The following is a 23,638-nucleotide window of genomic DNA, read 5'->3' on the forward strand; positions in this document are numbered from 1 at the left end:
GGGCGCCGGGGCCAGCAACAGCGGCGCGGCCGTGAGCGGTTCCTTCATCATCGACATCATGTCCTTCGACACCCAGGCCTACCTCGGCAACGGCGCCCAGGTGAACCAGGAAGGCACCGTGGGCGGGGCGGGCCAGTCCGTGTCCGTTACGGCCGAGGACAGCCTGCAGATCGTGAACGTCGCCGGCGCCCTGTCCTTCAGCGCCAGCTCCGCCGCCGTGGGCCTGACCGTGATCGTGGATGTCATCAACTCCAACGTCCGGGCCAGGATCGGCGCCGACTCCGCCGTCCGGGCCGGCGGCAACGTCACGGTCGAGGCCAAGGGCGGCGAGGACTGGTTCGAACTCTCCGTGGCCGGCGGCGTGAGCGGAAGCAGCGCAGCCGTCACGGGTGCCGTGCTGGTGTTCGTGTTCAACCAGGGCGGCAGCAACCCGGCCGTCGTCGCTTCCATCGACGGCGGCGCCGAGGTCCACGCGCTCGGGACCGTCAAGGTCCTGGCCAGCCGGACCGCCAGCGGGCCGTTCTCCGCCGGCAACCTGGCAATCGGCGGCGGCTCGGCCGGCGTCGGGGCCTCCGCCGTCGTGGTCGTCCGCAGCAGCGTCGTGGACGCGTACGTCGGCGCCGGCGCGGACATCGAAGCCGGCGGCACCGGCCTCACGGTGAGCGCCATCCAGTCCGGCGATTTCAAGTTCCTGGCCGTCGGCGGTGCCGGCGGCAACTCCGCCGGCGTGGCCGGCTCCGTGGTGGTCAACGTCAGCAGCGACACCACCAAGGCCCACCTCGACGCCGGGGCCTCCTCGGCGGGAACGCACACCACGGTCCTCGCCAAGGACACTACGACGGTCCTCGCGCTCGCGGGCGTGCTCACCGTAGGCGGCTCGGCGGGTGTGGGCGCCGGCGTGGACGTCGAGGTCATCACCAAGGACACCCAGGCCTGGGTGGCCAAGGACACCTCCGTTACAGGCACCGGCAACCTCACGGTGGACGCCCAGTCCGCGGAGAAGATCACCTCCATCTCGGTGGGCGGCAGCTTCGCCGGCTCGGCCGCCGTCAACGTCAACGCCGCCGTGTCCGTCCTGTCCATCACCACCAAGGCATTCATCGCCGACGGCACCTCCAGCTCCGACGCCGCAGTCGTCGCCGTGGACGGCAGCGTCCGGGTCAACGCCGACGAGTCCCTCACCCTGAACGTGATCGGCGGAAACATCGCAGTGGGCGGCAGCGCCGGCGTCGGCGCAGCAGTCTCCGTGCCGGTCGCCACCAAGGAAACCCACGCCTGGATCGGCAACTACGCCCGGGTCTCCGCCAAGGGAGCCGGCACCGTCACGGTGGCCACCGGCAGCTACAGCGTCACCACCAAGGACATGCGCTTCGCACCCGCGGACGTCAACACGGGCAGCAACACCATCACCCTGGCCAACCACGGCTTCCAGAACGGCCAGCAGGTCCAGTACGACCGCGGCTGCGACACCGGCGGCTGCGGCATCACCGGGCTGACCCACCGCGGCATCTACTACATCGTCAACGCCACGGCCAACAGCTTCCAGGTCTCCGCCACGCAGGGGCGGCGCCGTCGTGGATCTGCAGAGCCAGGGCAGCACCGAAAACCAGCGCTTCTTCGCCACCGACGAGGCCAACGTCCAGGAAGACAACACCCTCCGCTTCAACCCGCAGACGGCGGTGTCCGGCAACCAGATCACCACCCCGTACTCCGTGGGGGCCGCCAACGACGACGCCGTGGTCTACAGTTCCGGCGGCGGCGCGGCGATCGGCGGGCTGGTCGACGGCGGCACGTACTTCTACAAGAGCCTGGGCGGGAACACCTTCCAGCTGCTGAACAAGAAGAGCAGCGACGGCGGCACTCCGGTGGCGCTGTCCCTCAGCGGCACGACGGGCAAGGCGCACAGCATCACCAAGTCCGGCACGGCCCCAGGCGGCGACGCCAGCGCCATGGGACCGCGCGTCATCCAGGCCGGCAGCACCCCGGACTTCCGCGGCGTCGCCGTCACCGCCAACAATTCCGACAACATCGGCGCCTTCGGTGTGGCGGTGGGCATCGGCGGCACGGCGGGCGTCTCCCTCGCCGGGGCCGTGGCCGTCAACACCATCCGCACCTCGGCGCACATCGGCTCCAGCGCCCGCATCAACTGCGGCGCCACGTGCGCTTCCAACGTTGCCGGTGCCAACGCAGGGCAGTCCGTCCAGGTCTCCGCGGCCAACCAGTACTACCAGCTGGGCATCGCCGCCGCGGTGGGCATCGGCGGCAGCGCCGGCGTGGCCGTTCCCGTCGATGTCCGGGTGGTCAACATCGACAGCTACGCCTATATCGGCACCGGCAGCACCGTCAACGCCCGCAACAACATCGCCGTCACCGCCAACGCCAAGGACGCCGTGGTCTCCGTGGCCGCCGGAGCCGGCGGCGGAACGGTCGGGGTGGCCGGCACCGTAGCCGTCACTGTCCTGAAGCTGAACACCTTCGCCTGCACCGGCACCCCAACAGGCACCCTCGCCTTCGAATGCCTCGGCACCGGGGCCACCCTGAAGGCCGACAACAACGTGCTGGTGTCCGCGAAGGACGATACCCGGCTGCTCCTGCTCACCATCGCCGCGGCCGGCGGCTACGTGGGCGTCGGTGCCGCGGTCGGCGTCGCCGTCCTGGACAAGAAGGTGCAGGCGTACCTCGGCGCCGGCGGCGTGGTGGACGCGCTGGCCCTTGGCAGCGCGATCGGCGGGGTGGCCAACGGCGCCGGGCTCAGCGGTTCCGGGACCGCCGCGGACTTCGGTCGCCAGTCCTTCTCGGGCGTGATCGTCCGGGCCGACTCGGTGGAGGACATCTTCGGCCTGGTCGCCGCAGTTGGCGGCGGCTTCGTGGGCGTGGCGGGCGGCGTATCCGTGACCCTGCTGACCGTGCTGGTGAAGGCCTTTATCGGGGGCAACAGCACGGTCAACGGCCTGCCCGGGGCCAGCGGATCCCAGGGCGTCAACGTCTCCGCGACGGACCGGTTCAAGTCGCTCACCATCGCCGGTGGCATTGCGGGCGGCTTCGTAGGTGTTTCCGGCGGCGTGGATGTCGGCGTGGCCAACAACTCTGTTCAGGCCATTCTGGGCGCCGGCGCCACCATCCACGCCGCCGGAAACGTGCAGGCCTACGCGGTCTCCGCGAAGGACGTCAGCACCTTCGCCGTCAGTGTCTCGGGCGGGTTCGTCGGCGTCGCGGCGGCCGTATCGGTCTGGACCGTGGGCACCACCGCCACCGGCGGCTACCACGCAGCGCCCGGCGGCGACTACCGCGGCAACTGGAACGCCGGCACCAGCTACCGGCGGGGCGACGTGGTGACCGACACCGGAGACGGCAAGCGCTACTCCGCCAAGGAAGACGGCGTCCTGGGCGGGGCCTCGCCCAGGAACAACCCCGCCAAGTGGCTGGGCGAGTCCAGCGCCTTCGGGCGCGGCGACTGGTCCGCGGCGGAGTACTACAACAAGGGCGACGAGGTCCGCGACACCGTCGACGGCAAGTACTACACCGCAACCGCCGACGGCGTGCACAGCGCCACCCGCCCGGGCCTGGACTCCGGCAACTGGGACGAGGGCGGCTCGCTCAACAGCGTCCAGCAGGGCGGCTCGGCGGCCCAGGGCGGCAGCGGCGGCTACAAGGACAACACCCTCACCGGCACCACGGCCGGCGCTGCCGCGGCATGGACCAGCGCCCAGGCCTGGGACGAAGGCGCCCTCGCCGGCTACGGCGGCCAGACGTGGTCTGCCACCGAGGACATCGCCAGCGGCGTGGCCCTGGCGCCGGGAACCGCCGGCGCCAAGTGGCGGCTCGTCTCCGGCTCGGAGAGCAAGACCAACCAGCGGCTCGCCGATCAGCTGGGCGTGGCCTCGGGACGCATTTCCGCGGCGGCACCGGCCAGCAACATCGGCACCGACGCGCTCGGCACCGTCCCCACGGGCGGCACCACCGCCACCATCAACGCGATCGTCCTGGCCGGCGGCCACGTGCGGGCCTGGGCGAAGGACCAGCTGCAGATCCTCGGCGTCGCCGGTGCCGGGGCGGTGGGGGCGGTCGGCGTCGGAATCTCCGTCCTGGTCCTGAACATCAAGAGCAACACCGACGCCGGCATCGGCTCGACAGCGCAGATCACCGCCGGTTCCGGCGGCACCGGCGAGGTGTCCGTGCAGGCCCGCATGGATGAGGAATCGGTGGGCTTCGGCTTCTCCGGCGCCGTGGGCGCCGTCGGGATCGCCGGGCAGGTAGTGGTCATCAACGACCGCGGCACCCAGCGGGCGCACATCGACGGCGGAGCGCAGATCCTGCGGGCCGGAGGGGGAGTGCTGGTGGGCTCGACGGCTGAACGTCACCTCGAGAACTACTCGATCGGCCTCGCCATCGGCGCGGTCGGCGCAGGCGTTTCGGTTTCCGTCGTCAACGTCTCGGGCGACAACACGGCCGAAACCGGCGCGGTCGCCGTCGGCGGCACCGGCACCGTGGCAAGCTTCAAGGCCAACACCGTGGACAATCTGAACGTCTACGGACTGGGCGTGAGCGTCGCCGGCGGCGCCGGGGCCATCGGCGGCGTGGTCACCCTCGTCAGCCTGGCCGGCACCGCCAAAGCCTCCGCCTCGCCGAGCGGCACCGTGGGCTCCGGCGGGGTCGCCGCCACCGCCACCGGCACCCGCGCCGTCCAGGCCACCACCCTCAACGTCACGGTGGGCGGGGTCGCGATCGGCCTCACCGTGGTCCGCGCCGACTCGGCCCGGCACCTGGAGTCCATCGTGGGCGGCAACGCCAGCACGGGCGGCGCCGTCGAGTCCACGGCCACCGCCACCAACACCGCCACCGTCCGCTCCCCGGGCGTCTCGATCGGCGGCGTCACCATCGGCATCACGGTGTCCTTCGCCGAACTGTCCGGGCACACCTTGGCCAAGGCCACCGGCACCGTCACCGGAGCCTCCTCGATCGACGTCGTGGCCACGGCCGCCAACAAGGCCGACACCGAAACTGTCCTGGTCTCCGGCTCCCTGATCGGCCTGAGCGGCGCCTGGGCCAGCTCCAAGATCACCTCGGACGCCTGGATCCGTGCGATCGTGGACGGCACCGCCAGCCTTGGCACTGGCAGTTCAGGCTCGGGCGGGACCATCACCATCAAGGCCCAAACCCAGGGCGGCGGCAACCTCGCCAGGGGCATCGTGGACTCCACCAGCGGCGGGCTCATCGACCTCAAGGCCATGGTGGCCGTGGCCCGCGTTTCCAACGAGGTCCGCGCCACCCTCGACGGCGCCGTCACCGCGGCCGGCAAGCTGGACGTCCTGGCCGATTCGCACAACAGCAGCGAGGCACGGGTCAAGACGGCCGCCGTCGCGCTTGTGAGCCTCGCGATCGGTGCCGCGGATTCAAAGATCGACGCCGGAACCCGCGCCTCCGGGGCGGGCAGCATCGCCGCCGCCGGAGCCGACCTGGCCATCAAGGCCACCAGCGTCAACAGCTCCACGGCCTACTCCAACGTCATCACCGGCGGCCTGCTGGGCGGAGTGGCCGTCAGCGCTCCCGTCGCGGAAATCTCGGCACCCACCGGAGCCCAATGGGACGGCTCGGTCACCGCCGGGCGCAACATAACCATCGAGGCGGACGCCACGAACACGGCCAACTCCACCGCGAAGGTCCTGGCCACCGGCATCGTCGGGGTCACCGGGGCCTCGGCGCCGGCCGACATCACCAACGCCACCATCACTTACGCGATCATCGGCGGCGCCGCGAAGATCAGCGGCCTGACCCAGAAGCTCCTCGTCTATGCCCACGCGGTCAACCGGGCCACGGCAGTGGCGGGCGGCAAGGGCATAGGCGCCGTCAGCATCGGCGTCATGTTCCCCAACGCCACGGACAAGGCCATCACCAAGGCCGAACTCAACGGCGACGTGGGAACCACCCATGTTGATCCCGCCGTCGGAACCGTGGGCGACGCCGGCGCGCTGACCATCGAGGTCAAGGCGATCGGCGACGACGCCACCAACGCCAGCGTCGACAGCCTGAGCATCGGGCTCGTGGCCGTCTCGGCCTCCTCCGCCGAGGCGCGCACCGAACCGGAAGTCCGCGCCCAGCTGGGCGGCGGCAAGGTCACCGCCACCCAGGGCGTCACCGTCCTGGCCCAGTCCGTCACCGACGCCGACTCCTACGCCTACGCAGCCTCCGGCGGCGTGATCGACATCCAGGCCGGGTTCACCGCCAAGTCCTTCGCCAGCCCCAAGGTCTCCGCGATCGTCACCGGCGGCTTCGTCCAGGCGGGCGGACTGCTTTCCATCACGGCACTCCACGGGGCGGCGCAGGCACCGCTGTCCGACGGCACAGCCGCCGCCATCAACTGCAACGGCGCGGACACCATCTGCTTCACCCTGCCGCACGGCATCGGCACCGGAACCACCGTCACCTACAGCGCCCCGGCCTCCTCGGTGCCGGGCGTCGCCGAAGGCACCGTCCCCAACCCCAACGCGATTCCGGGCCTCGGCGACGGACGCACCTACGGGGTCATCAAGGTGGACAACAACACCCTCCGGCTCGGCGTCGAATTCAACGCCGCCGGTGTGGTGAACGCCCAGACCGGCACCCTGCATTTCGCCGGCGGCCACAACTTCCGCACCGGCGACCGGGTGGTCTACAACTGCAACGGCGGCGGCGCCCTCGGCACGCTCCCGGTGGCCGGGCTCGCCTGCGGCAGCTCCTACTACGTCTTCGCCGTGGACGAGTTCGACATCCGGCTCTCCACCACCCCGCTCGGCACGGCCGGCAGCAACGTGGTGACCTTCACCCCGAGCACGGACATGCCGGACGGCTCAACCTTCCAGGTGGCGGACACCACCGGCCTGGATGGCCGCGCCGTGGTCTACCACGCACCGGCCACGATCGACTTCAAGAGCAGCCTGGTGGACGTCAACACCAACGGCAGCGGGCAGCTCCAGGACAACGACAACAACGGCATCGACCGCGACAGCTCCTGGAACACCATCTACGCGCCGTCCCACGGCGCCATCGACAACGCCGAGTACGTCTACTCGGTGACCGACGGCCCGGCCATCGGCGGCCTGTTCAACGGCCAGCACGTCTGGATCGTACTGGAGGACCTCGACGGACTCGGCAGCATGTTCGCCGCCGGCAACCACATGATCCGGCTCGCCGACTCGGCCTGCCACGCCGGAATCGGACAGTACGACGCCGACCCGGGCGCCGGCGTCGACCTCCACCCCTGCACCGAGGTCATGCAGGTCATCGCCCTGGTGCCGAACACCAGCCCGGCAGGGCTGCGCGCCAACCACTCGCTGCGCCGGGTCGGGTACGAATCCATCGGCCTCGTCGAAGGGAACATGTACTTCATCGACGTCGTCAACGGCACCGACTTCCAGCTGCGCAACGCCGCCGGAACCCTGATGACGGGCCTGGACACCAGCAAGCAGGGCACGCACCGCCTGGTCAACGAAGGCATTGCCGCTGTCAGCGGCGGGACCGGCACCCAGCAGCTCTACATCGACCTCGGCGCCGGAGCCCTGGCCGGCACCCCGCACGTGATGATCGGCGTCGGCGGCCCCGGCGCGCTCCTGGCCGACCCCGCCGGCTCCGCCAACGGGGTGGCCAGCGCAACCTCCACGGGCATCGGCGGCGGGCTCTTCCGCTTCAGCGACGTCTTCTCCGAGGTCACCTCCAAGCCCTTCCTTACGGTAGACATCCAGGCCGGCACGCTGCGTGGCAACGCCGTGCTGATCGACGGCACCTCGTACGTCAACGTCGCCGTGAGCTCCGTGGGCAAGGGCGGCGGGTTCCTCGGCTTCGGTGCCTCCAACGCCTTCGCCGACGCCACCAACACCGTCCTGGTCAAGATCGGCAGCACGGCCAACCTCTTCGCCTCAACAGACCTGCAGGTCACCGCCAGCGGCATCACCACCGCCAACGGCGAAGCGGTCAACCGCACCGGCGGGCTTATCTCGGGAGCCGATACCGACGTCGACCTCGAACTCGGGTACTCCGTGAAGACGGAGGTGGCGGGCACCCTCTACGCCAACCGCTCCCTGCTGATCGATGCCTCCGCCGGCTTCAACGCCAACGCGCGGGCCTCCTCCGGCTCCGGCGGCCTCGGCACCAACGCGGACGCGAACGACGACGACGGCCAGGGCGTGCAGATCGGGCACGACTACGCCGCGGAGGTGGCCACAAGCCTCGGCGGAACCGCTAAGCTGCGCGGCGCCCAGGTCCAGGTCTCCGCCGGCGTCGGAACGGCGTTCGGCATCGACTTCACCGACGGCAGCATCGACGGCAGCATCGACGGCCGCGTGCTTGAGTCCCGGGGCGTCGCACGCTCCGACGCCGATGCCTACGCCCTGGGCGCGGACTCCGACGCCGGAGCCTACGTCAGCGTGACGGACAGCGTCCTCACTAAGCTGGACACCGGCTCCTACATCGAAGGCGAATCCGTCTTCATCCGCGCGGCCCACGAACACCTGAACCTGCAGGCCGACGCAAACGCCAACTGCGGCTGCGGCGGCGGCGACACAGACGCGCGTGCCTACGTTTCCTTCACCGGCAGCTCGGCGGTCCAGGGCCTCGACGAATCCGTGATCCGCACGGCCGAACTGCACGTGGCGGCCCTGCAGTACTTCGACCGCCTGTACTACCACGCGCACCGTTCCGGCGGGCTCTTCGACTTCGGCAGCGCCGACGGCAACATCAACTACCAGCCGAAGCGGGACATCCTGTGGGAATCCACGGTGTACCTGCTGGGCGAACCCAACCCGGTGCTGATCGTGGACGCCAGCGGCAAGATCATCGCCAAGACCTACAACGTGACGGTCCGTTCCAGCCAGTTCGGCCCGGCCCTGAACATCGGCGACACCGTCTCCGGCCCCACCATCTGGATCGACCCGATCCTCTACGACGAACTGCCGGCGGCCCTCTTCGAAGCCAACAACGCCGGCGGCGAATGCGACGCCGACTGCAACGGTCTCATCCACGGCAGCCTGGGCATCTTCTACATGCAGGAAACCTGGAACTCGGTGCTGATCCGCAACAGCTCGGACAAGAACATCGTCCTCAAGGGCACCACCGACCCGCAGAGCGTCTCCATCAACACGCTCAACTCCCACCTGACCACCACGCCGGAAGCGGTCATCAGCGTCTCCGTGGACAACGGCCCGCACGCACCCCCGGCCACGCAATGGTTCTGGCACGTGCACCACATCTTCCCGGCCACCGGCGTGGTGATCGAGAGCCTCCGGCCTACGGCGGCCACCGGCTTCGACCTCACGATCGACGGAGACATCCGCAACCTCATCGGCAGCACCCGCCTCAGCGACCAGCGCGGCTCCATCCTGCGCGGCAGCGACGCCGGCACGGAGACGTTCTACAGCAACACCATCACCCTGGACTCGGAGTCCGGCTCGCTCGGCACCGTCCCGAACCCGCTCATCCTGGTCCTCCTCCAGATCTTCCACACAGGCGAACCCGGCGTCCCCGCAGTGCTCAAGCCCGTCGCCCTCGACGCCGAAGCGGGCCAGGACCTCTACCTGGACCTCACGGTCCTCCGGCGTGATTCCCTCACCGCCAACCCGGCGCCCATCAACCCCGTCATCGGCCCCATCAAGGCCGGGCACGACGCCGTCGTGATCCTGCGCGACAGCGCCGAAGGCATCAACGGACCCGGCATCGGCGACATCAACGTGGACATCTACACCCCGGACAACAAGCCGGCACCGTACGGCTCGGGCAGCGTCCTCGAATCGGTCCCCACCACCTGCTACTTCCGGCCCGACGGCGTGGCCTGCTCGGGCGGCACGGACACCCCCGTGGTGGTGGGCGGCGCCGTCGTCGCGGTCGCCTTCGGCTCCGACCTGACCCCCATCAACGCCAACTACACCTTCAGCGACATCCGTGCCGGCCACAACATCGCCATCTTCCACCCGTCCGCGGCCACCGCCATGACCATCAAGGCCTTCACCGACGTCGACGCCCAGTGGAGCGACGACGACACCGGCGCCACGCACGGGGTGACCGACGGCTCCGGCAAGACCGACGTCCTGAACAACGGCAACATCTGGGTGATCGAGCAAAGCGGCAAGGGCGATCTGCGGGTGGGCCATATCCACGCCACCGGCCTCTGCACCGGCGCCCCGGCCCTCTGCGCCAACCCGATCCCCGCCGACGTCCGGCTCGACTCGCCGGCCCGGATCCTCGACGCCGAACTGGACAACGGCGTGCTGGACACCGACGACGACGGCATCCTGGTGGACGCCTACGACCTCGACATCAGCGGCAACCACAACGGCATCGACGTCACCGGCCGCAACATCACCCTCACTGCGGGCGACAACGGCCTGGGCGAGGCCGGCAGCGTCTCCGGCACCGGCGGCATCGGCCTGCCGGACAACTTCCTGGAGATCCAGGTGGACGCCGTGGGCGGCTTCCCGTCGGTGGCAAAGGGCCTGCTGAACGCCCGCGACCTCGCCGCCGACGACGACAAGACCCTGGGCATCTACCTCGACCAGGTGGCGGGAGACCTGCGGATCGGCGTCGTGGAAACCGCCGGCGACAGCAGCCTCAGCACCGGCAACGTCTCGCTGCGCAGCCGGGCCGGCTCCATCATCGACGGCGCCGCCAACGGTGCCGGCGACGCCGCCGCGGACGTGCTGGGCCAGACCATCGACATCGACGCCCACGGCGGATCCATCGGCACCGCCGCCAAGGACCTGGACATCGATTCGCTCCGCGGCTCGCCGTTCGCCTGCACCAACGCGAACTGCGCCAACAACGCCGGGCTGCTGAACAACGGGACCTCCGACGCCGGCCTCGCCGCCACCGCGGACGACGTCGCCCTGGAAGCCGGCACCGGCATCTACCTCACGGAAACCGACGCCTACCTGCGGCTGCTCCTGGCCCACGCGGTCACCGGCAACATCCGCATCACCGTCCGCGAAAGCGCCGACCTGGACGAGGACCTGTTCCTGATCCGCAACGGCAGCGCCAACTTCGCCGAAGACAACACCACCCTCCCCGGCAACGACGCCGACCACCTGCGCAGCATCCCCGCCGGCACCGTCTTCGCCGAGACCGGCAGCGTGGAACTGCGCGTGGGCGACGACGTGGCCCTGCACCAGAACAGCCAGATCCTGGCGGACCTCGGAATCGATATCCGCGGCGACTTCGGCAACGCTGACACCGGCGGCACCCTGGCCGTCCCGGACCCGGAATACGGCAGCAGCATGATCCTGCGCGGCCGGATCATCGCCGACTGCACCGTCACCACTGGCGACTCCACCGGGGACCCCATGGGCAGCTGCGCGCCGAGCACCGCCAACCCCGTGCCCAACCGCCAGGTGCACGTCTGGGGCGGCTCCGACGTCGACCTCATCCAGCTCGGCGACCCCTCCGGACTGGACCTCGCCCAGACGTCCAACCCGGTCCTGAACAAGGAACAGCAGGGCGATCCCGGCTACATCTTCCTGGGCTCGAAGACCACGGTCCACGGCAACGCCACCGCCGCCTCGGGAACCGCGGACGGCGAGGACCGGATCGCTGTCTGGTACCTGCAGTCCATGAACGTGCTTACGAGCCCCACCGGCCTTCAGGCAGGCGGCGGGACAGGCGCCGGCGCCGGGCACACCCTCACCCTCGACGGACAGGGTGAAAGCGACTACTACGCCGTCTACACCAACGGCAGCCACGGCAACATCCGCAACTACGTCATCAACGTCCTGGACACCGGCGCCCCGGACGCTGGCGTGGACGAACTCGCCATCCACGGCTACAACAACACGGCCCCGGCGTACAACGGCTACCTGCCCGGCACCACCAGGAACGCCGCCACGGACGACATCTTCCTGCTGCGGGCCCTGAAGTGCATCGATAACGAAAGCCCCTTCGACCTCGGCACAGGAGTCCCGAGCAACTGCCTGAGCCCGACGGAGACAGCCGATCACCCGGCCTTCATCGCCCTGCTCGCCGGCAGCCTCGCCGCGGACGGCGGCATCGGCGCCTACCGCGACCGGATTGCCGGCAACGAACCCAGCGCCCTGGTCCAGCGGATCAACTACGACACCGCGCTCAACGGCCGCATCACGGTCTTCGGCGAGGGCGGCAACGACGCCTTCTACGTGGACGACACCTCCGCCACGATCACCCTGGACGGCGGCGCAGGCAACGACGTGTTCCAGATCGGCCAGATCTTCGGCACCCGGCGCGGCGCCCAGAACGCTCCCGACGGCGGCGCCCTCCTCCCGGCGGACACCTTCCCGGCGCTGGTCCCCACCACCCGCGGCTGGCTCAGCCCCGGAGCGCACGCCCCGCTGCTGGCCACCGGCGGCACCGGCAACGACCAGTTCACCGTGTACTCCAACCAGGCCGAGATCCAGCTCAACGGCGACGACAACAACGACATCTTCATCGTGCGGGCCTTCGCGGTAGCCGCGGTCTGCGACACCGACGCGGACAGCATCGCCGGCTGCGGCCTGAGCGACGTGTCCTTCGTGCCCGCCGGCGGGACGTTCCCCACCACCGTGGCGTTCGGTTCCTGCGTCATCAACGCCGGCTACACCCGCTACGACCGCAACGGGGACGGCGTCTGCAACAACGCCGACGCCCACACCACCTTCAACCACCTGCCGGGCAGCAACGCCGACCTGGACAACACCATGTGGGAAGACGACATCATCCCGCTGGACGCCAACGGCGTGGCGGTTCCCGTGATCGGCCTGGGCTTCTCCACCTCCCGGCCGCTGGACATCCGGGCCGGCGGCGGCGAGGACGAGGTCCAGTACAACGTCAACGCCCCCGTCAACGTGGACGGCGGCACCGGCTTCGACAAGCTGGTGGTCCTCGGCACCGAGTTCGCCGACGACTTCGCCATCACGGACAAGGGCATCTTCGGGGCCGGCCTGAACGTCAAATACACCACCATCGAAGTGGTGGAGGTGGACGGGCTGGAGGGCGACGACCAGTTCTTCGTCCAGTCCACCGCCTACGGGGTGGCGTACCGGGTGATCGGCGGCCTCGGCTCGGACATGATCAGCGTGACCGGCGACGTCACCGCGGACATCGTCACCCGCGAACTCGAGGGCCTCAGCGGGGCCGTGGACCACATTGTCACCTCGCCCACCGACCCCGGCTACGACGGCCTGACAGCCGACGGCGTGCCCTACAACCTGGCCACCCAGGACCGCGGCATCGTGGTGATCCGCGAAGGCACCGGCGGCACCCGGGTCCGCGAAGGAGCAGCCGGCACGGCCACTATCAAGAGCTACGCCTACTACACGGTGGAACTCGCGGTGGTCCCGACGTCGAACGTGTACGTGACAGTCTCCGCAGCCTTCGCGCCGTCCCAGGAAGCCGACGGCAGCCTGACCAACCCGGCCCCGCTGCCCAACGGCCAGGGCGACACCGTGTGGCTCTGCGTGGGAACCACGGACGCCCAGTGCGACGAGTTCTCCGAGTTCCAGCGCCACTTCGTGGTCAACGGGACGGTAGTGGACGAGAACGGCCGCGCCGTCACCCTGAGCTTCACAGCCGGCAACTGGAACGTGCCGCAGCGGGTCTACCTCTGGGCCGTGGACGACCCCCGGGCCGAGGGCGACCGCACCGTGGTCTTGCAGCACAGCGTGATCAGCCAGGACGCCCGCTTCCACCGGGCCGCCGTCCGCCAGGTCAACGCGCTGGTCTACGACAACGACACCCCGGGCGTGTACGTCACCGAGGTCGAACCCGGCGGCACCGCCGTGGACGGCCGCACCCTGGTCATCGAAGGCAGCGCCCTGACGCAGCGCAGCGACGACCTCCTGCTCAGCCTCGCCAAGGCGCCCGCCGCCGGCCACACCATCTGGGTGAAGGTCTGGATGGACGCGGACAGCCAGCGCCTCATCCAGCTCGACTTCAGCCTGGTCCCGGCCGGCCGCTGGCTCGCTTTCCCCGACGGCCACGGCGGCACCTACTACTCCGTCAGCTTCAACTCGCTCAACTGGAACACCCCGCTGCGGATCGTGGTCAGGGCCCGGAACAACAGCGACCCCGGCGACCCGCTGACCGCCGTCGTCAACTACGAACTCGACACCCTGCTCACCGCACCCGCCGCGGCGGCCGCCTACCCGTTCCCGAACCTGCGCAGCGGCCTGCAGCGCACCGACGTGCTGGTGTACGACGACGAGACCCCCAACGTGGTCAGCATCCCCACCGGGACGGACACCGTGGTTATCAAGTGCGGCAACACCGCCTGCACCATCCCCGGCGGCACCGACGGCTACACCATCCGGCTCACCAGGGCCCCCGCCGGCGGCGCCGCGGGCATCGTCCGGATCGCGCTGATCCCGGACGGCCTGGTTGACGTGGTCTCCGTGGGCGGCGTGGCCGTCACCCCGGCGGACTACGCGGTGGTGGGCGGGGACATCCCGGCCCGCGCCTTCCAGGGCGCGCTGGCCATCAGCGGAGCCACCATCAGCCGGGCCAACGGCAGCGACCTCGGCAGCTTCCTCGACGAAGGCTTCGCCGCGGGCCAGCGGATCACGATCTCCAGCTGCGGTACGACGGTCTTCACCGTCCTTTCCGTCAGCGCCAACGGCAAGTCAATGGTCCTGTCCTCCGCCCCGGGCTGCGCCGGCGGCGCGGGCATCAGCATCAACCGGATCACCCGCTCCGGCGCGTGGGACGGCACGGCCACCACCGAATTCGTGGGCGGTGCCTGGCGGCTGGTCCGGCCCATCGCCGGACCCACAGCCGGCAGCTGGCTGGCCGACGGCTTCAGCGAAGGCCAGTGGGTGCAGATCTGCCAGGCCGGTACGTGCATCCGGGCCAAGATCGCCGTCATCCGCGGAAACAACGCCGGCCACGACGAGAAGCTGGAACTGCGTAAGCTCCTGGCAAGCGGCGACTCGCTGGCGGCGTTCGGCGCCGGCGCGTTCACGGTGGTGCGGATCGCCGCCGTCGTGGACTTCACCGCCGCCAACTGGTTCCAGGAACAGTTCATCGAACTCCGCGCGGACGTGGCCTACGAACAGCCGCTCCAGCGGCAGGGTGTGAAGATCTTCCCGGCCGGCCAGCACCTGGTGTCCCGGCTGCGCGGCCCGCTGGCCGTGGAAGGCGGCGTCACCGGCGCCGACCGTTCCCTCCAGCTGGGCCTGAAGCTCCCGGGCGAACAGGACGGCCCGCTCTTCGCGATCGCCACGCAGGCGCCGGAATCCAAGCAGATCGACATCCTGGACATCTACGACGACTCCTCGCAGGCGAACGGCCGCGGGGCCATGAACAGCACCTCCCTGCGCGGCTTCAACATGGCCAAGGACCTGGACTTCGGGGCCGGCTACGGCGGGGCCGAGGGCCAGACTTTCGGCGAACCGCAGGTGTTCCCGGGCGGCATCAGCTACGGCACGGTCCAATTCATTGGAGACGGAACTGCCGGCCAGTTCGTCACCAACGGTGCCAAGTCCACCATCGAGATCTTCAACCTGATGCTCGGCACCGGCAACGACCACCTGGACATCCAGGGCACCCTGCAGCCGGACGACGCCGTGAAGCTCAGTGGCACCGTGGTGCTGGCCCCGTCGAGTGGCCAGTTCGGTTCCACCCACCGGATCAGCCGGCCGGCCCCGTTCGACTGGAAGGCGCAGGGCTTCCTGGCCGGCCAGCCGGTGACCATCAGCGGCCTCGCCGGAACGTGGAAGGTGCTCGGCTTCGGCGACGACGACCCCCTGGACACCACCGACAACACGGTGATGTACCTGCTGCAGCTCTCCGGCCCGGCCGCCGGCGCCTCAACGGCCCTGCGCACACTGGTCGCCGCGGATGTGCCGGTCAGCTTCAGCGGCTCCGTCACCACCGTTCCGAACGCAGCGAACGACGGCGGAACGGTCACCCGGGCGGCCGGCAGCTGGATCGCCGACGGTTTCGTGGCCGGCCAGCTGGTGATGATCCAGGGCGTCACGGGCGCCTGGCGGCTCACGGCGGTGACGGACCTCGTGCTCACCCTGGGCCGCGGAGACCCGCTGCCCGCCCTGAACGGCAGCCGCACCGTGTTCGTTCCCGGACCGCACGGCGGCCTGACCACCGTGCACGGCGGCGGCAACTCCTTCATCCGGAACGCCTTCGACATGGAACGCTCCGCCCCCGGCGCCGGTGCACCCGCGGGCACGGGCCTGGTCCTCACCCGCCAGGACGGACTGCCGTGGGCAGTCACCGGCTTCCTGCCGGGCAGCGGCTACTTCGCCCTGGATCCTTACGGCCACGGCCCGCAGCACATCCAGCTGGCAGGGGAGGCCTTCACCCGGATGATCCTGGGCTTCGGAAACGCCGTCTGCCCGTTCGCCGACCCGTTCCCGCACTGCGGGGAAGGCTCGGTCATGTACCTCTCCGGGCCCGTCTACGCGGGACCGGCGGCCGTGCTTCCCACGGACGTTCACGCGGCCAAGCCCGTGGCGCTGACCGCCAGCGGCACCATGCAGCTGCACGCCGATTACCTCGTCCGGACGGACGGCGGGTCCTTCCTGGCCGACGGCTTCAAGGCGGGCATGCAGGTACGCATCAGCGGCCTCGCCGGGCCCTTCACCATCAAGGCCCTGACGGCCACCACCATGACGTTCTGGAACGCGGCCCTCCGGCCCACGGTCCACCTCAACGCCGCCGGCGTGGCGGTCTGGGATGCGCCGGTCTTCACGGTCACCGGCTACGACGCGGCCCGCGACGGCGGCCTCCTGATCGGCGGCGACACCATCACCGTCTGCAGGCTTGCGGCCCCGGTCATCGACGGGACGGCCGTCCCCTGCGATGTGGATGCCACTGCGGGTCCGGGCTCGCCGCTGGTGGTCTACGGCGACACCAGCCAGGACGGCGTCTGGTACTCGGGCCGCCCGTACGACGTCCTCGGCATGGAGTTCGGTCCCAAGCCGTTCGATCCCTTCGTCAACATCCCGGACGCGGAAAACGAGGACGACGAGTGGATGCTCGGCCTGGCCAACCCCTACGACTACGCCGGCAATGACATCATCGACGCCTCCGGGCTCTTCGCCCACCTGGCAGCGGCCCAGCTGCCCACCGTCGGCTTCACGGCCTTCGGCGGGCTCGGCGACGACCTGATCATCGGCAGCCAGGCCGGCGACCACCTGGCCGGCGGCTCGGGCGACGACGAAATCCGCGGCCTGCGCGGCGTCGACCACATCTACGGCGACTCCGGCGTCAACGTCAACGTTTTCACCCGGGCGCTGGACATCGCCGTCGTCGACCGCAGCCCGCTGCCGTCCGTCACCGGAGCCGGTTTCCTCAACAACGGCACCACCATCCAGCCGTACCCGTCACCGGTCCGGGACGATCTCCTGACGGCGGGCCGGGACCTGCTCTTCGGCGAGGGCGCCGGCACGGTGGGAGCTGGTGCCGGGGGCGCTGGCCCTGAAAGTGCGTACGACGACATCATTTTCGGCGACCACGGCGCCGTGATCCAGGACGTCGCGGACCCGAACGAACCCGACGCCCGCCTGCAGAAGATCCAGACGACGGCGCTCGCCTCCGTCCTCGCGGTCGAGTCCCGGAACCTGCAGCGCGGCGCGGACGACATCATCTTCGGCAACCTCGGCCGGGACCTCATCATCGGCGGAGCCGGGAACGACATGGCCGACGGTGACGAGGCGGACGACCTCGTCCTCGGCGACAACGCCTACCTGCTGCGCACCGACTTCCTGAGCTTCCATTTCCAGACCCTCTGCGGCACGCTTCTCTACAGCCGCAGCGACCAGCCCAATGCCTGCGGCGGAACGGTCACCGAGGACAACAGCGGACTGCTCCTCGTGGACGGCACGCCGCGCGCCTACCGCGACCCGGACGGCGCCCCTTGGTGGGCCGAGTACGACGTCACGAACCTCTTCCACGACTTCGCCTCGGACGAGGGGAGCAAGTGGGCCGGCAGCTTCGGAAACGACTACCTCGCCGGCGGCCCGGGCCACGACGTGATCCTCGGCCAGCTGGGCAACGACGTCATCCAGGGCGACGGCGGCATCGAGCAGGCCTTCGCCCGCATGGTGGACGACCCCACGGCGACCCTCCACGCAGGCGCCTCCCGCACCCCGCTGGGCTGCACCGGAACCCCCGGCAATGTGGTCTGCGACTTCACCGGGGTGCTCACCGTCGTCGCCTCTTTCGAGGCCGCCACTGACGGCGAGGACTATGTCGAGGGCAACGCCGGCAACGACGTGGTCTTCGGCGGGCTCGGCCAGGACGACATCGTGGGCGGCAGCAGCGACTTCTTCTCGCTGGCCACCCCGGAGCTCCGCCCGGACGGCCTGCCCTTCCCGGCCCTGGCCTACCTGCCCGGCGATGACCGCGGCGCGGACCTGCTGTTCGGCGGCGCCGGAACCCAGACCGCCATGAACAACCAGGTGAGCGGCATCCCCGGCACCCCGGGCCTGCCCGGCGGCATCCTGGCCGACAACACGCTCCCCGCCAACATGCACGCCCGCGACGCCGACACCATCGTGGCAGACAACGGCCGGATCATCCGAATCGTGGGCGTCAACCACACGGACATCAACCCGGCCGGTAGTGCCGGCACGGCCAACTACGTCACCTTCAACTACGACAACTACGGTGCGCAGAAACTAGTGGTCCGCGGCGTCCACCTGCTCGACTACACCCCGGGCGGCCCGGACTTCGTCCCCGCCAACTTCGGCCAGGGCGCCGGTTCGGATTGCAACGGCTCGCCCACCCAGCCCACCTGCTCGATCGTCCTGGACACCGCCACCGGCACCTGGAAGTACACGCAGATCGGCGGCCGCGACGAGGTCCACGGTGAGTCCGGGGATGACACCGTCTACGCCGGCGCCGACCACGATGCGCTCTACGGCGACGCGCAGGACGATGACCTGATCGGCGGCTGGGGCAACGACTGGATCTCCGGCGGCACTGGAACCGATGGCATCCTCGGCGACGACGGGCGGATCTTCACCAGCCGCAACACCGGCTGCTCCGTGGCCTCCAGCGCCGTGTGCACGCAGCTGGGCGAGCCGCTCTACGGCGTCTACAAGTTCCGCACCGTGGACCCGGACACCCGCACCAGCCAGGGTGACGTGCTCAACGAGGCGATCTACACCCCGGGCCAGGTGCAGACCGCCACGATCAACGTCGCCGGCCAGCTGGCCAAGGCCGCGGACCTCACCCCGTACAACCTGGGCGACAACGTCAACGCCAGCCAGCACCACGTGGCCAACCAGCCCCTCTTCGACGCCAACAACTCTGACGACATCATCTTCGGCGGCTGGGGCAACGACTTCATCCACGGTGGCGCGGGCGACGACGCCATCTCCGGATCCGAGGCGCTCGGGACCTCCTACGCCCAGCACTTCGACGCCGGCGGCAACCCCGTGGGCCTCGAACTGATCGACTTCCTGCACCCGTACAACCCCGGCGATGTGCTGCACTTCGGCGCCGACAGCAACGCCTGGCACAGCAACAACCACAACATGGGCCGGCTGGGTGAATTCCTCCTCTACGACGAATACGATCCGCGCCGCGTCATCCTCTTCAACGCCGACGGCAGCGTGTGGAAGGGCGCCACCCCGCCGTGGACCCGGCAGTTCTTCCTGAACAACGACGCCGCGACCGGCAACTGGGTAACGGCCTGCATCGCCGTCGACAACCAGGGCAACTGCACCGGAACCATCACCAACCAGCCCTCCGACGGCGACGACGCCATCTTCGGTGACCTCGGCAACGACTGGTCCGTCGGCGGCACCGGCCAGGACACCATCTGGGCCGGCTGGGGCAACGACCTCTCCAACGCGGACGATCTGCTGACCACCAACAACGGGCTCAACGACGCTCCCGACGGCGTGAACTCCAGCTACCAGGACCGCGTCTACGGCGGCGCCGGCCTGGACATCCTGATCGGCAACACCGGCGGCGACCGGCTGATCGACTGGGTGGGCGAGTTCAACAGCTACCTCGTGCCGTTCGCACCGTTCGGCATCGCCACCGTCAGCCGCCAGGTGGAACCGCAGCTGCCCATGTTCCTGTATGCGCTGTCCCGCAGCCAGGGCGCAGACCCCACCCGGGCTACGGACACCGGCAACGATCCCGTCCGCAACGGCGAACCCGACGGCGAGCTCGGCCTCATCACCCAGCACGACCATGGCCAGTGGCAGACCCAGACCGGCGGACCCACCGACCCGCAGGCCGGCAACATCCCGGGCGGCCGCCGCGACACACTCCGCGGCGCCGACTTCAACGACGGCACCCTGCAGGGCTTCGCCACCGACTCCGGTGCGTTCACCGTCCAGAACGGCCTGCTCAAGGTGACGGCCGCCGGCCCCTCGCAGGACGCCGTCGCCGTCTGGTACTCGGACGCCTACAAGTCCGTGTACTACGAACTCGCTGCCAAGATCTCCATGGACAAGGCGGTGGGCGGCTGGAAGGCCAACGCGTTCACCATCTTCGACTACTTCGGCCCGGAGGACTTCAAGTTCGCGGGCATCGACGACTCGATCAACAAGATGGTGATCGGCCACCGCAACGCATCCGGCTGGTGGTACGACGCCCAGGCCTCGGTGCCCGGTTCGGTCAGCGCCGGCAGGTTCTACGAGCTCAACGTGGTGGTCAACGGGCTCGTGGTCACCGTGACGATCGACGGCAAGAATGCCTTCAGTCACCAGTTCCCGGTGCGCTATGTCGACGGCGACGCCGTGGCCCTCAACAAGGGGCTGGTGGGCTTCGGTTCGCAGCAGGCCCGCGGCTGGTTCGACAACATCGCCCTGACGGTCATCTCTCCGGAGATCTCGCTGGACCGCACGGAATACTTCGACGACGGCGCGGCCGAGGCGTTCACCCCCGCAGCCGGGTCCTGGAGCATCGGCACCGGCCGCTACCTCGGCACGGCAAGCACCGGCGCTGCCTTCCCGGCCAACACGGCGCTCGCATCGGCTCAGTTCGGCAGTACCGGGATCGACCCCCTGTCCTACGTGGAGGTCGAGGCCGCGTTCCGGGCCGCCGGCGTCACCGGCATCGTCTTCGACTACTACGCCCCGAACGACTACAAGTTGGTGGTCCTGGACGTTCCCGGGCAGCGCGTACTGATCGGCCACGTCAGCCCGCGCAGCGGCTGGGTTGTGGACCAGGCCATCGCCCGCACCATCGCGGCCGGCAGCGAACAGACCCTGAACCTGGTGCTCAAGGCCACAGTGGCCACCGTGACGCTCAACGGCCAGGTGGTCACCAGCCGCTCCTTCAACTCCGCGGTCGCGGACGGCCGCACCGGCCTCCTGGGCAGGCCCGTTTCGGGGGCGGAGCCCGCCTCGTTCAACAGCTTCCGCTTCCGCACCGACGATGACCAGTTCACCCCTCCCGCCGTCATCCAGAGCGAGGTGCGGATCGGCGACGCCACCGTGGTCGAGGGCAACAGCGGGGCCAAGACGGTGACGCTCACCCTGACGCTCAGCCAGGCCCAGGCCACCCCGCTGACGCTGAGCTGGCGGACCGCGGCCGGGACAGCGACGGCGGGATCGGACTTCCTCGCCGTGGCCTCCGGAACCGTGACCTTCGCGGCCAACAGCACGACGGCGACCATCACGGTGACGGTCTACGGGGACGCCGTCTTTGAGTCCGCCGAGCAGTTCATGATCCAGTTGCTTGCCGGGCCGGACTTCAACCTCGCCGACGGCTTCGGCCAGGTGACCATCAGCAACGACGACGCCGCCCCGGCCGGCAACGCGGCGCCCGCCACCATGTCGTCGCCGGAAACTTCGTCCTCCACTTCGACTTCCTCCACCCAGCCCGCCTCGTCCACCTCAGCTGAACCGGCTCCCGCCGCGGCGTCCTCCGATGCCCCGCTCACGGTGAACTACCTGCCCGACGGCGGCATCAGCTTTACCGTGCAGGGCGCCAATAACCGGGACTACTACACGGTGCGGATCGTCTGCGGGGACTACTCCACCACCCTCACCGTGGTGATCGGCCCGGACGGTACCGGCACCACCCAGGCCGTCTACCCGCCGTCGGGCAGCTGCACGGCGACGCTGGAAATCCCCAGGCAGATCAACCGCTCCCGGGTCCTGGCCACAGTCACCTTCACGGTGTGAGGCGCCGGGTACGGCCGGTCGCCCTGGCGGTCAGCACCGCCAGAAGTGCGGCAGCCCCGAGCACCGCGGCACTCACCAGGAAGGTGCTGCTGTACCCGCCGGCGTCGAACAGCACGCCGCCGAGCGTGGAACCGAAGGCGATGCAGGTCTGGACCGTGGCCACCATGAGTCCGCCGCCGGCCTCTGCGTTGTGGGGCAGTGCCGTGGCGACCCAGCTCCACCAGCCGACGGGAGCGGAGGTCGCGAGCAGTCCCCACAGCCCCAGGAGCAGCAGCACCGCAATGAGCGAGGGGCCGAAAGGAACCAGGGCCAGGGCGATGACGGCCAGCAGCGCCGGGATGGCTGCCAGGGTCCGGTACAAGCCCGGGCCGAGGAAGCGGCCGATCAGCAATGTGCCGATGAAGCCCGCCACACCGACAATGAGGAGCGCCAGCGAAACCGTGGTCACGTCCACCCGGGTCACTGTTTCCAGGAACGGCCGCACGTAGGTGAACAGCATGAACTGGCCCATGAAGAACGCACCGCACGCGGCCATGCCCAAAGCCACGGGACGGCTCTTGAGCGCCGCGAAGATGCTGAAGATCTGCCGCGCTGACACCGCGCGCTTCGTGACTTCCAGCGAGGGCAGGCTGAACCACTGCCAGGCAAGGCACAGCAGCGAGATCGGGACAAGGCAGAAGAAGGCTCCGCGCCAGCCCACCACGGCGCCAAGGTAGCTGCCCAGCGGCGCTCCGAGCACCGTCGCCAGGGCACCGCCGCCGTTGAAGATGGCCAGGGCGCGTGGCAGCAGGGGGGCCGGGACGAGGCGCATGGCGGTGGCCGCGGACATCGACCAGAAACCGCCGACGACCACGCCAATCAGCGCCCTGCCTGTCATGTACACGGCGTAGTCCTGTGCCAGGGCCACCACGGCGCCGGAAATGCCCATCAGCGCCGTCATGCCTAGCAGCAGCGTCTTGCGGTTCATCCCGCCGGCCAAGGCGGAGACCGACAGGCTGGTCAGCACCGCGAACAGTCCGGAGATCGCGATGCCCTGCCCCACCATTCCTTCAGAGACCCCCAGGTCCGCGGCCATCGGGGTCAGCAGGCTGACGGGCATGAACTCCGAGGCGATCAGGGCGAAGGCACCCAGCGACATCGCGAAAACGCCCGGCCAATGTGCCGCGTGTTCGTCCGCGGACGCTGCGTGGGTCAGGCCCTCAGGCTCAATGGACGTGCCGTGTGACATGGAAATCCTCTTTCGACCGCGTGCGGGGATGCCCCTGCAATCCATGGGACCATCGAGCGTCCCACTGAGGGAGTCCCGGCTGAGAGGGGTACCGCGAGGGCCTCCCTCGCCTCCGGGGGGTGTCTTGCTTGCTCGAGCTTCCGCGTCTGATTGGACCCATTCCGCGATGATTCTGCTGGATCACACTGGGGCAGCCGCGTGTTACCGCGCCTTTCCCGTGTGGAGATCCAGACCGGACGAAGGTGATCCAGCAGAAAGTCACGGGCGGGCCAAACAATGCACAGTGCCGTCCCGAAACCTCGCCGAAACGTCCCGGGCCTACTCTTGTCACAAACCCGCA

Annotated in this window: 2 protein-coding genes; one reads left to right on the forward strand and one right to left on the reverse strand. The window is 69.6% G+C overall.

Features of this window, described 5'->3' with window-relative positions; genetic code table 11:
* The first annotated feature begins 1,574 nt into the window (after positions 1-1,574).
* Positions 1,575-22,070 (forward strand): Calx-beta domain-containing protein, encoded by a 20,496-nt coding sequence (locus ACZ9CK_RS00260; protein ID WP_476048894.1) that lies wholly within the window; start codon positions 1,575-1,577, stop codon positions 22,068-22,070.
* On the opposite strand, the gene ACZ9CK_RS00265 is transcribed toward ACZ9CK_RS00260, so the two are convergent.
* Positions 22,060-23,298: an MFS transporter gene (locus tag ACZ9CK_RS00265; protein ID WP_476048895.1), complete on the reverse strand. Its 1,239-nt coding sequence runs from the start codon at positions 23,296-23,298 to the stop codon at positions 22,060-22,062. The genes ACZ9CK_RS00260 and ACZ9CK_RS00265 overlap by 11 nt on opposite strands.
* Positions 23,299-23,638 lie beyond the last annotated feature (340 nt).

The organism is Arthrobacter sp. TE26545 (assembly GCF_056279005.1).

Bases quoted from the DNA above. Each gene is read 5' to 3' on its own strand.
- ACZ9CK_RS00265 (WP_476048895.1), bottom strand. From the start codon at position 23,298: ATGTCACACGGCACGTCCATTGAGCCTGAGGGCCTGACCCACGCAGCG.